Origin of the sequence: Microbacterium bandirmense (genome assembly GCF_037204185.1) — a bacterium.
GTDB lineage: Bacteria > Actinomycetota > Actinomycetes > Actinomycetales > Microbacteriaceae > Microbacterium > Microbacterium bandirmense.
Map to the genome: position 1 here is coordinate 199,764 of NZ_JBBDGM010000007.1, position 14,496 is coordinate 214,259.

17 protein-coding genes are annotated in these 14,496 nt (G+C 63.6%); 10 read left to right on the forward strand and 7 right to left on the reverse strand.

All coding sequences use genetic code 11. The features are described from left to right. Positions 1–9: 9 nt before the first annotated feature. On the forward strand, positions 10–255 hold the full coding sequence (locus WDU99_RS10425) for a hypothetical protein (protein ID WP_337332388.1): 246 nt from the start codon (positions 10–12) through the stop codon (positions 253–255). A gap of 81 nt (positions 256–336) precedes the next feature. Next, the gene (locus WDU99_RS17275; RefSeq protein WP_420064005.1) at positions 337–774 is read left to right on the forward strand and encodes a DUF1016 N-terminal domain-containing protein; all 438 of its coding nucleotides are present in this window, start codon (positions 337–339) and stop codon (positions 772–774) included. A 420-nt stretch (positions 775–1,194) separates the two neighbouring features. Here WDU99_RS17275 and WDU99_RS10430 read toward each other — a convergent pair whose 3' ends face one another. Next, on the reverse strand, positions 1,195–2,547 hold the full coding sequence (locus WDU99_RS10430) for a 6-phospho-beta-glucosidase (protein ID WP_337332389.1): 1,353 nt from the start codon (positions 2,545–2,547) through the stop codon (positions 1,195–1,197). Continuing rightward, a complete protein-coding gene (locus tag WDU99_RS10435) occupies positions 2,544–3,293 on the reverse strand; it encodes a DeoR/GlpR family DNA-binding transcription regulator (protein WP_337332390.1) in 750 nt (249 codons plus the stop codon). Before WDU99_RS10435 ends, WDU99_RS10430 begins: the two co-directional genes overlap by 4 nt. Before the next feature lie 130 nt (positions 3,294–3,423). Between WDU99_RS10435 and WDU99_RS10440 the strand changes: the two genes are divergently transcribed. From WDU99_RS10440 to WDU99_RS10470, 7 genes are all read left to right on the forward strand, one after another. Next, entirely contained in the window at positions 3,424–4,482 is a 1,059-nt protein-coding gene (locus WDU99_RS10440; RefSeq protein ID WP_337332391.1) for a carbohydrate kinase family protein, read from the forward strand. A gap of 1 nt (position 4,483) precedes the next feature. Then, positions 4,484–6,031, forward strand: coding sequence for a DUF3604 domain-containing protein (locus tag WDU99_RS10445; protein ID WP_337332392.1), 1,548 nt, complete (start codon positions 4,484–4,486; stop codon positions 6,029–6,031). 79 nt (positions 6,032–6,110) lie between these two features. Next, complete coding sequence (locus WDU99_RS10450; protein WP_337332393.1) at positions 6,111–7,322, forward strand: ABC transporter substrate-binding protein; 1,212 nt, start codon at positions 6,111–6,113, stop codon at positions 7,320–7,322. A gap of 22 nt (positions 7,323–7,344) precedes the next feature. Then, positions 7,345–8,286 carry a carbohydrate ABC transporter permease gene (locus tag WDU99_RS10455; protein ID WP_337332394.1) on the forward strand — a complete coding sequence of 314 codons (942 nt, stop codon included), beginning with the start codon at positions 7,345–7,347 and terminating at the stop codon, positions 8,284–8,286. Beyond that, positions 8,283–9,146: a carbohydrate ABC transporter permease gene (locus WDU99_RS10460; protein ID WP_337332395.1), complete on the forward strand. Its 864-nt coding sequence runs from the start codon at positions 8,283–8,285 to the stop codon at positions 9,144–9,146. The genes WDU99_RS10455 and WDU99_RS10460 overlap by 4 nt, the downstream gene beginning before the upstream one ends. A 26-nt stretch (positions 9,147–9,172) precedes the next feature. After that, positions 9,173–9,955: a glucosamine-6-phosphate deaminase gene (locus WDU99_RS10465; protein ID WP_337332396.1), complete on the forward strand. Its 783-nt coding sequence runs from the start codon at positions 9,173–9,175 to the stop codon at positions 9,953–9,955. Between the two features lie 115 nt (positions 9,956–10,070). Further along, entirely contained in the window at positions 10,071–10,427 is a 357-nt protein-coding gene (locus WDU99_RS10470) for a YidH family protein (RefSeq protein ID WP_337332397.1), read from the forward strand. Between the two features lie 34 nt (positions 10,428–10,461). Here the strand turns inward: WDU99_RS10470 and WDU99_RS10475 are convergent, their stop codons facing one another. The 5 genes from WDU99_RS10475 to WDU99_RS10495 all read right to left on the reverse strand — a co-directional run bounded on the left by WDU99_RS10475 (position 10,462) and on the right by WDU99_RS10495 (position 13,401). Then, positions 10,462–11,766, reverse strand: coding sequence for a DUF1254 domain-containing protein (locus tag WDU99_RS10475; RefSeq protein ID WP_337332398.1), 1,305 nt, complete (start codon positions 11,764–11,766; stop codon positions 10,462–10,464). 85 nt (positions 11,767–11,851) lie between these two features. Then, positions 11,852–12,001, reverse strand: a complete 150-nt coding sequence (locus tag WDU99_RS10480; protein ID WP_337332399.1) for a hypothetical protein — start codon at positions 11,999–12,001, stop codon at positions 11,852–11,854. Between the two features lie 2 nt (positions 12,002–12,003). Next, on the reverse strand, positions 12,004–12,468 hold the full coding sequence (locus WDU99_RS10485; protein WP_337332400.1) for a DUF6325 family protein: 465 nt from the start codon (positions 12,466–12,468) through the stop codon (positions 12,004–12,006). Between the two features lie 43 nt (positions 12,469–12,511). Next, positions 12,512–12,922: a DUF7144 family membrane protein gene (locus tag WDU99_RS10490; RefSeq protein WP_337332401.1), complete on the reverse strand. Its 411-nt coding sequence runs from the start codon at positions 12,920–12,922 to the stop codon at positions 12,512–12,514. Positions 12,923–13,002: 80 nt separating this feature from the next. Further along, positions 13,003–13,401 carry a PLD nuclease N-terminal domain-containing protein gene (locus WDU99_RS10495; protein WP_337332402.1) on the reverse strand — a complete coding sequence of 133 codons (399 nt, stop codon included), beginning with the start codon at positions 13,399–13,401 and terminating at the stop codon, positions 13,003–13,005. 211 nt (positions 13,402–13,612) lie between these two features. Between WDU99_RS10495 and WDU99_RS10500 the strand changes: the two genes are divergently transcribed. Further along, positions 13,613–14,491, forward strand: a complete 879-nt coding sequence (locus WDU99_RS10500) for a MurR/RpiR family transcriptional regulator (protein ID WP_337332403.1) — start codon at positions 13,613–13,615, stop codon at positions 14,489–14,491. The last annotated feature ends 5 nt before the right edge of the window (positions 14,492–14,496 follow it).

The following is a 14,496-nucleotide window of genomic DNA, read 5'->3' on the forward strand; positions in this document are numbered from 1 at the left end:
GCTGAGGACGTGAAGCTGGCACTGGCGGCGCTCGAGCCGTTCTATGCCGGCGCAGACGATGCTGAACGCAGCGGAGTCCGCCGCGCTCTCGGAGACACAGTGTTTATCAAGAACACGCTGTCTCGCTTCAGCAATCGCGATGCCGCGAAACATGCCAGCCCCACCAACGAGCAGCTGAATCAGATCGTGGATTCCATAGGCAAGGGTGCAGATGCGGCTTCGAGGGCGACAAAACTCGGGTCAGCCTCCAATTAAAGCGTGTCATCAGCCCACAAGGCACGGCGGACGGACCTCAGTCCGCCGGCTTCTTCCTTGCATGAGCTGGCGCTCTCGGGTGTGCTCGTCGGGCTAAAGGAGCGCGTTCGCGAGTCGCGCTACCGCGCCCAGCGCCACGTGAATACCGAGTTGGTCGCGCTGAACTGGCACATCGGGCAAGTCCTCGCAGAGCGCACCGCGGATGTCCATTGGGGCGCGAAGATCATCCTGCGGCTCTCGACGGACCTGCCCGCCAAGTTCCCCGATTCCGGGGGTTCTCGCCCCGCATCGCTACCCTGGTCGCAGTCGGCCACGACCGAAGCCCGGCGACACTCACGCCAGCGCACTCGGAGGACGCGCAGCGGCACGCCGCCCGAGTGGAAGAGTACGCGCAATTCGTCAAGGAGTATGGGGTCCTGGCACGTGCGACAGAGGCTTTCGAAGCGAAGCGGAGCATGCGGGCTGGTCTGGCTGATCGATTCCGTTTGGCCGAGGACCAGGTGCGAGGGGAGCGTGTAGCTCCGTCCAGCTGATCCCGCCCACCAGCCCTCCGCGGGCGGGATCAGCCTGTAGCGGGCAGGTTGCGGACCACTGCGAGGATCAAGGCGACGATCTCGTGCTGTCTCTGGACTTCGCCAGGTACGACTGCCCCGTGTCCCCCGCACATGGCGCATCGCCAGTGTCCACCGTCCGCGACGTTCGGCTGCGATCCGGCTGTCGATCACCCGGCTGGCGCCGAATACGCGCGCCCCCTCGACGATTGAAAACCAATGGCCTCGCGCCACAAGCCAACATCGATGACCGGGGGCGGACATCCTCGCGCTTCAGGGGCGGGCCAAACGGACCCCGGTCAAGCTGGCCTTATCGGCCGCTGCGCAGTCGAGTTCGGTGATGAAGGATGATATCGACGCCGACTTCAGACCGGTCTTCAGACGGTTGTCAGCGACCGAGTGAGCTGGCGACGCCGGGGATCTGTGAGCTGTATTCGTCGAGGAGCCGCTTGGCGACCGCCACTGAGTCCACGAGGGGGTGGTTCGCGAAGGCGCGCCAGGCAAGCTCGGGTGAACGCTCCTCTGAGGCGCTGAGGATCAGCTGCTCCGACGCCTTAACCTGAGTCATCAACCCCAGCATGTCGCCGCGGACGGGTTTGACTCGCTGCGGGTGAATCCCCGTCACGTCGACGCGGCATGGAACCTCGATCACTGCTTGGTCTCCGAGCTCCGGGACAAGGCGGTCACCGCCCGCGGCGTCGTTCGACACGTTGAGGATCATCACCGCCGCCGGCCCGCCGGACAGGCCCGTCATGAGGTCCAACGCGACCTTCTGATAGCCGCCGCCTTCGACGTCCTCTTCCAGCCGACTGCGTTGACCCACGTTCGTGCGCGACTCCTGCATGTAGCTCGATTCGCGCTCGTGCAGGACCGCCGACCACTGTTCGTAGGCAGACCCCGCGGCTGAGCTGTAGAACTCGCCTTGGCGCTGCACGAGGTACTGGCCTCGGGTGCGGGGGCTCGTCGTAATGCGTTCGAGCGCTTCACGAGGGTAGTAGTAGTAGAAAAGATACTCATTCGGGATGGCACCGAGAGCACGGACCCAATCCATGCCAATCACGCGTGCCTCTTCGATGCTACCGAGCTGAGCGTCGTCGGCGAGGATCTCCTGCATGATGTCCCGACCGTTCAGATTGAGAGACCGGAGCCATCCCAGATGGTTCAAGCCGACGTAGTCGAACTCGACCTTCGAGGGATCCGATCCCACCGTGCGTGCGACGCGACGCATCAGACCGATCGGTGTGTCGCAGATCCCAACGACTCGCGATCCCAGCACTGCGCGCATGGCCTCGGTGATGACGCCGGCCGGGTTCGTGAAATTGATGACCCAGGCGTCTGGCGCGATTCTCTGGATCTCTCGGGCGAGATTGCGGGCATGGGGCAGCGTGCGCAGAGCATATGCGAGCCCACCGGGTCCGACCGTTTCCTGCCCCAGGACTCCGAGGCCGAGAGCTACTCGCTCGTCAAGAACTCGGCTTTCCGCGCCGCCGACCCGCATTGCGGAGAACACAAAATCAGCACCTCGCAGCGCCTCGTCGAGGCTAGTCGTCGCCGTCACACGGACGGGTTGGGAAGCGTGCTGTTCGAGATGCGCGATCACCGAGCGGACTTTGTCGATTCGAGTCGCGTCGATGTCATAGAGGCATACTTCATCGACTCTGATCGGCGCGTCTGCGCTAGACAGCGCCTGATAGATCTGTGGGACGCGGAAGCCGCCTCCACCAATGATCGTTAGCTTCACGTGGTGATGATCCTTCCTGCACTCCTCTGGAGCGCGTCCAGTCCCGGCGCCGGATCGCGGCGGGATGTGACAACCGTGTCGATAGAGTCAGCACCGCATACCGCGAGAAGGCCCGTACCAGGGAACTTGTCCTCAGCGAGCACGAGTATGTTTCGGTCAGCTGCGCGCATGATCGCCCGCTTCACCGGCACCTCGATACCGGTGGAGTCGAGGACATTGCCGTTGTCTGCGATGCCACTGGCACCGAGAATTGCCACGTCGGCAGCAATCTGACTCAGCGCGCTTTCTGTCAGCGCTCCGACAAGCGAGAGGTAGGAGCTTCGCAGGACGCCGCCAAGAACGATCAACTCCGTCTCCTGAGAGTCTCGAAGCGCATCCACCACGGCTAGAGAGGCGGTGATAACCGTCACCCTGCGGTTTCGGAGGTGAATCGCCACCTGCGCAACCGTTGTCCCGATGTCCAGAATGATCACCTCGCCGTCTTGGACCATCGCAGCCGTTGCTCGACCGATCTGACACTTGGACTCAGCGTGAGACGACTCGATCTGGTGGTACGGGGCAGGGTCCGGATCGATGGAGCCGCCTCCGCGCACCCGTTGAAGGCGGCCCTGGCGACTGAGCTCGTTCAGGTCGCGCCTGATTGTTGAGGCGCTCACGCCGAACTCCTCAGCGAGCTTCTGAACCGTCACTTCTCCGGAACTCTTGATCTCTGCTTCGATCGAGGCGCGTCGGCTGCGTGTGAGCATGCACTCATAGTAGGACCCTCGTTCATGAATGAGCAACTGTGAGCAGTTGCGAGCAGTTTTGAGCTCTGATAGCGTGCACGATCAGTCATCCCGTATCGGATGGCGATGTCCCTGATCACACGGAGGTGCCATGGAGACCGGCCCGCAGATGTCTGTGGCAAAGCCAAATATTGCTCTTGTAGGCGAACTGTTCGTCGACATTGTCTTCGCGGACCTGGGTTCCACTCCTGCCCCCGGCAGGGAGTCTTTCGCGGGATCGATGACCGTTGCGCCGGGCGGAATCGCGAACAGTGCGGTCGCGATGGCGCGGCTCGGAGCCCAGACGTCCCTCATGAGTGGCGTCGGCGAGGATTGGTTTGGTCAGTGGCTGATGCTCGCCTTGCGACGTGAGGACGTCGACCTGTCGAGCGTCCGTGACGAGACTGCGACCTCTGTAACGGCATCGCTCGCCTATGGCGGGGAACGATCGATGGTGACATACAGTCCTTCGAAGCCTTCCCTAGAAAGGCGGCCCCCGAAGAGGCGGCCGGACGCCATAGTGATTGATCTAGGTAGCCCAGAGGCTTCCGGGCCGTGGTGGCGTGAGGCGGCGGCAAGTGGATCGAGGGTCTATGCCGACACTCGGTGGGACGACGGGGAGGACTGGCCTGAGCGCGGCCTGATAGATCTGCACTGGTGCCACGCTTTTCTGCCGAACGCCGCGGAGGCTCTGGCGTTGACCAAGTCCGGTTCAGTGGGGGAGGCGCTGGATCGTCTTGCCCCGAAGGTTCCGATCGCCGTCGTCACCTGCGGCGCCGACGGCGCGCACGCAATCGACTCCGTCACGGGCGAAAGGGCTTGGGCTCCGGCGCTTGACGTGTCCGCGGTTGACACGACAGGCGCGGGCGACGTGTTCTTGGCTGCTTTCGCGGTGGCTGACCTGGACGGGCTGCCTCTCGACCACCGGCTCGCGTTCGCCGCGCTCTGTTCAGGACTATCGACCACTCGACCTTCCGGATCTTTTGGCGCACCGGACATTCCTGAGATCGGCGAATGGTGGGCCAGCCTGTCCTCAGATTCCAGTACGCACCAGCCGGATATCGCGGTCCTCGACAGATACGCGTTCCTGGACGACTACCTGCCCGAACTCCAGTCCAGGACCGCGAGGCGCGATCACCACCGAGCAGATGAACAGAATCGGAGTGCCTAAGGTGAGCGCGTTACGCCCCGTGTCCGGACTTCCGACATACAACGGACTCACCGCTTTCGCCGGCGATATCCACAACCACTGCGGGATCAGCTATGGTCACGGAACAATTGAGGACGCCTACCAGAATGCGCGTCTGCAACTCGATTTCGCGTCCGTGACCGGTCACGCGAACTGGCATGACATGCCAGCCGAGCCGCGCCACATCGCGGAGTACCACCGAAAAGGCTTCGAGCGGCTGCAAGCCTCTTGGGATCATGTGCAAGACGTGACTGAAGCCGTCCATTCAGACGGTGAGTTCGTGTCGTTTCTCTCGTACGAATGGCACTCTCTGGCATACGGCGACCACTGCGTGTATTACCGTGCCCCTCGCGGACCGCTCGGCCCGGCTCGGGCTTCGTCGCTGGACGAGCTCCGTCGCAGTCTTCGCGAAATGAAGGCGCGAGGTCTGCCGGCGATGGTGTTGCCTCACCACATCGGTTACAGCGCGGGACGGAGAGGGATCAACTGGGAGACCTACTCCGATGAACTCTCGCCCGTGATCGAACTCGTTTCGATGCACGGCAGTGGAGAGACTGACAACTCTCCCCGGCCATATCTGCACACGATGGGGCCCCGGGATGCCGGCAGTACCGCCCTCGCCGGGCTCTCCCAGGGCCAGCGGTTTGGGTTCATCGGTTCGACCGATCACCATAGCGCGCATCCCGGAAGTCACGGCCATGGGCTGGCGATGGTGTGGGCGGAGGATCTCACTCGCGAGTCGATTTGGGAAGCCATCCAGGCGCGCCGCACGTACGCGATCACGGGAAACCGCATCATGCTGGCAACATCCATCAATGGCGCTCCTATGGGGCAGGTCATCGCTGCAACCGATCGACCGAGGGAGATCGCGGTCGACGTGCGGGGCGGAGGTGTCCTCGATGCCGTAGAGGTGATCCGCAATGGTGAAGTCATTGCTCGAAGAGCAACGCCACCCCCGTCTTTGGGCGAGGATTTCGACGGGATTCTGTCCGTGGGATTCGGGTGGGGAGAGGTCGGCGTCTTCGTCGACTGGGATATCGAGATCGAACTGATCGGCGGTCGTATTGACAATGTCGAGCCACGTTTGCGCGGCTACGACACGCTCGCGGACCAGGCCGGGGAGACGGAGAGCTACGCGTTTTCGGCGTGGGAGCAAACCGGCCCCAGCTCGGTATCTTTGCGGACCCGCACCTACGGCAACCCGACGGTAGCCACGGACGCGACCCAGGGCATGGCGCTGCATGTCAGGGCGTCGTTGGGTGCGGTCCTTGTCGTGCGTGCGAACGGTCACGAGCTTCGGCGCACGATCGCTGACCAGCTCGGGGGACCAGCTGTCGAATACATCGGCGGGTTCCTGAGCGGTGCGCTCGTCATCGACCGCGCCACGCCGAGGTCGGCATCGACACTGACCTGGGAACTGATCGACGAGGGCACCGACGCCGCGTCGGACTCGTACTACGTGCGGGTTAAGCAGGCAAACGACCAGCACGCCTGGAGTTCGCCGATTTGGGTCGACAACCGTCGTCCCTGACCTGGAAATGAATACCCATCAAGAGGAGAAGAGGACTATGCGAAAGCTAGGTCGTATCGCGGTATCAGGAGTTGTCGCTATGACGGCGATCGCGGTTGCAGGTTGTACTCCCTCGGCCGAGGAATCCTCGGGCGGCGGGGAAATCGTGTGGGCGATTGGGGGTGCGCGATCGCAGCCCGGGGGTGCTAACCAACTCATCGCAGAGCTCTGGAACGAGAACAACCCCGACTCTCCCGTGCGGATCGAAGTGCTGCCCGAGGCCGCGGATGCTGCACGTGAGCAGCAGGCGCTCGTTCTGCAAGCTGAGGGGGCGGAATTCGATGTCCTCGGACTCGACGTCGTCTGGACAGGCGAGTACGTGGAGAACGGATGGATCCAAGACCTAAGCGATCTGCGAACGGACTTGGATGGGGCAATCCTTCCGGGCCCGATGGAATCATCATCTTGGGCAGGTGACCTTTGGGCAGTGCCGCTGAACACCAACACTGGCGTCCTGTACTACCGGACGGACCTCGTGGACGCCGCGCCCGAGACCTGGGAGGAGCTGTGCAGTGCCGCCGCCGGACTATCCGCACAGGGCATCGGCGGATTCGCGGGGCAGGGTGCCCGTTACGAGGGCTTTGTTGTCAACTGGCTCGAGATGTACTGGAGCGCAGGCGGCGACCTTTACAACGAGGACCAGACCGAATCTGTCTTCGACGTGGATGTTGCCACCGAGGTCACCGATTTCATGCGCGGTTCAGTCGCGGACGGGTGCTTCACCGCCGGATACAACACGTCGATGGAAGAGGAGTCCAGGATTGCTTTCCAGTCCGGCGACGCCTCCTTCATGCGTAACTGGCCTGGGCCGTACTCACTTATCGAGAACGACCCGGAAAGTCCTGCAAACGGCGTGACGGCGATCTCCGGTCTGCCTGGATTCGACGGAAACGCGGGGGTCTCGGCCATTGGCGGCTTCAACAACGCAGTGAGCGCGTTCTCAGAGAACGCAGAGGCTGCCAAAGACTTCGTGGTGTGGGCAGCAACGAGTCCGGAAGCGCAAAACATCCTCGTTGAGGCGGCAACACTCCCCGTGCTGGCCAGCATCTACGAGGAGGAAACGTCCGACACGATCCTGGGTCAGCTCGGTGAGGTGCTTACCACCGCCCGCGCGCGTCCAGCAGTTCCGGCCTGGAGCGCGATCAGCCTCGAAATTCAAGACACGATCTTCCGGGCTGTGAATGGCGAGATGGAATCCCGCGAAGCTGCCGAACAGCTCAGCGCCTACCTCGACACCACTGTCGCCGAGTAGACGGCCTCGAGAGAAGGCGATCATGCCCGCGATACATACGCCAACGCGTCGACGAATCAAGTCGTCCGCCTCGGAAGAGACCCCCATCAGGCGCACGGGAATCTCCGAGACCTGGCTGGCACGGATGTTCATTGCCCCATCCGTCGTTGTCATGGCGGGCGTGGTCGCCTTCCCAATCTTGTTTGCCCTCCTCACGAGCTTCGGCGCGTTCACGAGACGTCAGTTCGAGGGCTTCGCCGGCTTTGACAATTACCTGGAGGTCCTGTCTGACAACGCGACATGGGCGGCCTTGGGATTCACGGCGGTCTTCACCCTGACTTCCGTGAGCCTCGAGTTGCTGATCGGACTCGGATTCGCCCTGCTGATGAACCACGCTCGACGGGGACGAGGCCTTACCCGGGCGATCATCCTGGTCCCGTGGGTCATCCCCACGGTCATTGCCGGCCAGATGTGGACCTTCATGTTCAACATCACCCCCGGATTCATCAACAGCCTCTTCGGTCTCGGTGACTTCAACTGGCTGGGGACGAGTGGGTGGGCCGCGGCCACCATCGTGGCCGCCGACGTATGGAAGACCGCACCGTTCGTCGCTCTACTCCTACTCGCAGGCCTGCAGACGATCCCGGAGGAGCTATACGAAAGCGCCAAGATGGACGGCGCCGGAGCTGCACTTCGCTTCCGGTACGTCACGCTTCCTCTTCTGAAGCCTGCGATTCTTGTCGCTCTGCTCTTCCGCACCGTTGACGCAGTACGCGTGTACGACCTGCCGCAGGTCATGACTGGTGGTGCCTTCGGAACAGAGTCTCTGTCGATGCTCGTGCGACAGTACATCGTCCAAACGCCGGACCCAGGTGTCGGCTCGGCGCTATCCACGCTCACCTTCATGTTGGTTCTCGCGATCGGCGTGGTATTCGTTACGCAGATCGGGCGATCACTGGTCCCCGGGGGGGAGAAATCGAAATGACGACAGTGAGTCTTTCGCGATCGGGTCGCTCGAACGGCGCGAGGGAAGCCCTTCGTTCGGCATTGCTTCTATTGGTGCTGATCTGGTGCCTTGCCCCGTTCTTCTGGTTGGCGATGACTAGTCTCAAGGAGGGTGATCCCGCGCTCAACGACCCAAACTTGTTCCAAGGACCGTTCGGGTTCGACAACTACATCGCCGTGTTCTCGCAGGGGTTCACCTATAACCTGCGGAACTCATTCGTCGTCGCCTCCATGACGACCCTGATTTCGACCGTGATAGGGGTCTTGGCGGCCTATGCGTTGGCCCGCCTGCCTGTAAAGCACAAGGTGGGACTGATGTCTGCGGTTCTCGCGGCTTCCTTGTTTCCGCCCGTTGCGTTGGTGCCGCCGCTGTACGAAGTGTGGCGAGCGATCGGCCTCCTTAATACGTGGGAAGGCTTGTACATTTCGTACATCTCGTTCTCCCTCCCGCTCACCATCTTTCTCCTTTTGACCTTCTTCGCGGCGATACCGACTGAGCTCGAAGAAGCCGCGAAGACTGACGGTGCGACACCCCTTCAGGCGTTCTGGCACGTCGTGCTTCCGTTGGCGACGCCGGGGATTGTCTCCGCCGCGATCATCACATTCGTCACGTCTTGGAACGAGTTCCTTCTTGCGAGCACGTTCGCTCCACGAAACCCCGAAGTCGCGCAGACCGTGCCGGTCGCAATCGCCGCTTTCACCGGTGCTATTGAGTTCCAACGTCCAATTGGGACGATCACGGCCGCGTCAGTGATCGTCACGATCCCCATGGTCATCTTTGCCTTGCTGCTCCAAAGAAGGATCGTTGCCGGACTTACGGCCGGGGCGGTGAAAGGTTGAGCGTTGGCCCCCGCGATGGGGTGGGGTTGCGTCACAGCATCGACCTGCGAATCTTTCCGACGATCGACGGGGTTGGAAGCGCTGTCGCGGACGAGATTCAAGAACTGATTCAAGTGCGGGACAATGTGGTGCTGGGCCTTGCTACTGGCTCAAGCCCCCTTGCCACCTATCGCGAGTTGCGGCGGCGGTTCACGGACGGCACGGTGTCACTGGAGAGGGCTCGGGGTTTTCTCCTCGACGAGTACGTCGGGCTTCCGCGAGGCCACCGAGAAACGTATCGCGCGGTAATAGAGCGTGAGCTTGGGAATCGCGTTGGTTTCGGCGTCAACGCGATCGCCGGGCCAGACGTCTGGGCTCCTGACCTCGCGGACGCTTGCGAGCGATACGAAGAGCAAATCGCGACCGCGGGGGGGATCGACCTTCAGATTCTCGGCATTGGGTCAAACGGACACATCGGGTTCAACGAGCCGGGATCGGACTTTGCCTCGCGCACACGCGTTTCGCGTCTCACAGACCAGACGCGAGCCGATAACGCGCGCTTCTTCGGAGACGACATCGCTGCGGTCCCCACACACTGCGTCACTCAGGGACTCGGGACAATCGGCGAGGCGCGTCGAATCGTGCTCATCGCCACTGGGCACTCGAAGAGTCACGCTGTGGCTCGCCTGCTGACCGACCCTGCGACCCCCGACCTTCCTGCGTCGGCTCTCTTGAATCATCCCTCGGTGACCCTTTTCGCCGATGCAGCTGCTGTCGCAACTGTCGCGTTCTCCGCTTCGGGCGACCAGCGCGTCGGAAATAGAGCTTGAGGAAGATGCATGCGGGGTCAAGGGTGTCGCGAGGACCGCGTCAGCAGTTCGTTCATCCCCACTTCATGCGCGTGATCTCGGGCGCCCACACCAGCCAATCTCCGGATTTGAGACGATGAAGAGCCGCTTCCCGAGATCCCTGTACTCCGAGGGATCCGAGCCCGACCCTCGCTTCAGTCTCGCCAACGAGCGCACTTTCCTGGCGTGGGTGCGCACGTCCCTCGCGTTGATTGCGGCAGGGGTGGCTCTTGAGGCGCTTCAGGTGCCGATCTCACCGGAATTTAGGCTGACCTCGGCCCTCGTCTTTGTGGCGCTGGGGGTAGTGGCAGCCATCCAGGCGTGGGCAGGTTGGTGGCGGACGGAGCAGGCGATGCGCCGGAACGAGGCCCTCCCCGGGCTGAGCACCGGTCTCGGGATCAGCTTGGGTGTGCTGCTGGGGGTCGGGTTCATCGTACTTGGGGTCTTCTTGTGACCACACTCTCGGAAAGCCCCTTCGACGCTGGCCTTCAGCCTGAGCGCACGTTGCTGGCGTGGCGGTCACGCTTGCTGTTGCGGCTCGGCAGGCGCTGGCCCGTCTGCAGCTCGGAGCGCGTCTGCGGGTCGTACACAACGACCGACCAGAAGTCCGCGGCCGGTGCGTCGGCGGGAATGCGCAGCCGGTACGTCTTGGCTCCGTCGAACGGATCGTCGTTCGTGTCGACAGTGGCGAGCGCGTACTGAGACCCCTTCCCCACCATCTTCAACGCCATCGCGGGGGTGTTCACGGTGGCAAGGTAGAAGAATGTCGTCCGCGCGTCGAGGAATCGACCGTCCTCGCCACCGTTGCGGAGGAACCGGTAGTCGCCGCCGGGGAACGGATTGACCCATCGGCGGTCGTCGTAGATGTAGAAGTCCGACTCCCGCGAGCGGAACCCCATCGCCCTGGCCGTGCCGTTGCCGACGGCGGCGGCATCGGTCAGAATCCGCCGCATCCGCTCATCGGGCGCGAAGGAGCGCCCCTTGGTGATGCCGACCGCGGCCAACAGCCCGCGCGTCTCGGGATCGATGAGCTCGACGGGCTCTTTCGCGATGACGTCAGCGACCTCGTCGAAGAACGTCACGTCATTGGCATGCACCGTGTTCACGACCTCACCCGAGATCGACGTCCACTCCATCCGCGGCGGATCCGCACGCGTGGAGAACGGATACACCTTCACGCCGGCCTCGAACAGCTGCACAGCCGCATCCGGCTTGCCGTCAACGAGGAATCCGCGCAAGATCACCAGATTGACCGCGCTCGGAGACTCGGCGACGAACCACCCCTCGGGTCGTTCACCGTCATAGCCCGGGGGAACGATCAGGTACGTTCCTCCCGCCCCACGGTCGGGGCCGGGCGCGCCGAGGTCGACGACGAAGCGGAACCAGGCGTCGTCCACCGTGCCGGGACCGCACCCCGGTGGCACCTCGATCACGGTCGGTCCGTCACGCTCGATGTCAAGCATCACCAGCGCGTACACCGTGTCGGTGTTGCCGGTGAGGAACAGAGGGTGGGAATCCAGCATCCGATCGGTGATCGCGCCGCGGTGGCAGCCTTCGCCCGCCACTGAGGTCACACCGCGACGCAGTGCTTCGAGGGACGCCGCGGGTATGCAGTTCAGGAACACCTCCACGCCCCGCAGGAAGTCGAGGTGGTCGAAGAGTCTTGCTGTTGTCTCGGGTGTCGGCACCCCGTCGGCGAAGTCGAGGTCGCCGATGCGGGTCGAGACGCGGTCGGCCGTGGCGATCTGAGCCGGAATGGGTGTGTTGTACCCGGTCCTGATGGTGTCGCTCATGGTTCTCGCTCGATCCCTGTTCTCTCGATCCCTGTTCTCTCGATCCCTGTTCTCTCGATCCGCCCGCCGAGGCATAGGCGGTGGTTCAGCGGCGATTGCGCCGGTTCTGGCGACGGTCCTGACGGCGATCCACGCCGTTCGAGACGACTTTCGCCGTCCCGACGACCGCGGCGGTGCGCGCCACCGGCCGACCGATCATTCCGATGCGGCCCACTCGTCCGATTCCGATAGGCATCGTCAGGCTCCTTCGTTGGTCATGGATGCGTTGGTCATGGATGCAATGAGCGCCTGCGTCGGGATGCGTCCCGACGCGACCAGCTGTGCGCCGGCGCGGCGCACCGCGAGGGCGAACGGCGCGGCCCAGGTGTTCTCCCACACCAGGACGGCGGCGGCACTGCCGGGCTCCATCGCCGCGGCGATGTCGATCAGATCCTGCTCGGCGAGCACCTCGGCGAGCGTCGCCTCGATCTGCGCCAGCTCGCCGACGTCGTCGATGTCGTCGAACTCATCGACGTCGATGGAACCGTCTTCGTCCTTGTGGACGACCATCAGGTCGAGCACGCGGATGGTGTTGCTCTCGGCCAGGGCCACCAGCTCGGCGGCGGCGTCGCCGGTCAGGCGGGTCTGCCCGGCTGGGAACTCCACCACGAGGTAGTCGATCGGACCGAGTTCGTCGTCGGGCCGGTTGTCGATGTCTGTCATGTCTGCTCCGTTCAGGTATCGGGTGTCTCGGGTGCCTCGGGCGTCACGTGGTTCGTGCGCGCAGTTCGCGACCGTGGACGGTGAGTGCGTAGATCACGAAGACGTCGAGGATCAGCACGGTGATCGACAGCCACGGTTGCGCGGCCATCAGTGTGAGTTGCCCGATCGCGTTGAGGCTCACGAGGATGATCGCGACCACCCGCGCCCACGTGGCGCCGGCCAGCAGCGCGAAACCGGCGAGGATCAGTAACAGCCCGGAGATCAGGTGCCACCACCCCCAGCCCTGCACGTCGATCGCGAACAGGCCGGAATCTGCGAGGAAGTACGCGGTGTCGGGCCCGATCAGGGCTTGAAGTCCGTGCAGCGCGTCGAGGAATCCGGCGATCAGCAGGATGGTCGCGGCGAAGACGCCCCAACCGACCCAGCCGGTTACCGCGGTGTCGTTGTTGCTCATGCGTGTTCCCTTTCGGTGCGGCTCGCGTCCGCTGTCAGGCGGCGAGGGCTGTGGCTTTCAGGTGGCGAGGGCTCTGGCTTTCAGGCGGCGAGGGCCTTGGCTTTGAGCGCCACGAACTCGTCCTGCGTGATCGCACCGGCTGCCAGCAGTCCGTGCGCACGCTCGATCTCGGCAGCGGGTGACGAGGTCGATGTGCCGGCGACGCTGCGGATGTAGTCGGCGTTCGCCTGCGCGGTCTCCTCCACGTCGCGCGCTTGACGCCCCGCCATCGACCGTCCGCGGGCGATGAGGTAGATGATCGCCCCGAGGAACGGCAGCACGATGAGCAGGATGACCCATAGCGCCTTGGCCCACCCGTTGAGGGTGTGGTCGCGGAAGATGTCGATGAAGACCCAGACGAAGATCCAGATGCAGATCATCACGAAGTAGATCCACAGCATCCAAAGCAAGAAGTCGACGAAGCCCATGAGAGTCCCCATTCTCAGTTGATGCCAGCCACTGTGCCGACGATCGTCACGCTAGTGACGGCGCTAAGGAGCGACATCATCTGAATCTTGTGAAACAGCGTGGTGTCGAGGTCCAGCGGGTTTCGCCCGCCGATCGCAGCGCACTCGGGACGCGTCGGTACCGCCGACTCGGTGAAGGAGCCCCACGCGTTGTGTAACGTGTGTTTCACAAGGGGGCCCAGTCATGGCGGATGCTGTACAGGACACTGGTGTCGATCCGGTCAGCACACTGATCAGACACTCTCTCGATGCGCTCAGTTCCGGCGAGCGCAAGGTCGGAAGGGCCATCCTCGCCAACTATCCGATCGCTGGCCTTGGCACGGTGGCCGAGCTCGCTCAGCGCGCCAGCGTGAGCCCGCCCACAGTGGTGCGCTTCGTCACACGGCTGGGGTTCAGCGGCTTCCCAGCTTTCCAGAAGCGGCTGGTCCGGGAAGTGCAGGAGCGCCTCGGCTCACCCCTAGAACAATATGATCGCGCCGACCTCAACTCCGACGACGGTGAGCTCGCCCGAGCCTCGCGGGTGTTCTCGGGGAGCATCGCCGCGACGATCGCCGATCTGCCCGAGAGCGAGTTCGACCGCGTCGTCGCGCTGCTCTCCGACCCGCGGCGTCGGGTGCGCCTCATCGGCGGGCGCTTCAGCCATCTGCTCGCCGACTATCTGGGCGCGCACCTGACCCTGTTGCGTCCTGGAGCGCAGACGATCGGAGCCGACGGGTTCACCCGTCTCACCGCCGTCACCGACACGCGCCGCGATGATGTGCTCGTCGTGTTCGACTACCGGCGCTACGATCCCGAGATCGTGCGGTTCGCCCGTCGTTGCGCCGAGCGCGGCGCCGACGTGGTGCTGTTCACGGACCGCTGGCTCTCTCCGGCCGCCGACGTCGCGTGCGCTGTGCTTCCAGCCGGTGTCGAGGCCCCCTCGCCTTTTGACTCACTCGTGCCGGCATTGGCGGTAGTCGAGACCGTGATCGCGGGTGTCACCGACCGCCTCGGGGAAGACGGCCGGCGACGGCTGGAGACGATGGAAGACCTGCGGAGTGGCACCACGGATCACCCCGTGTGACGACG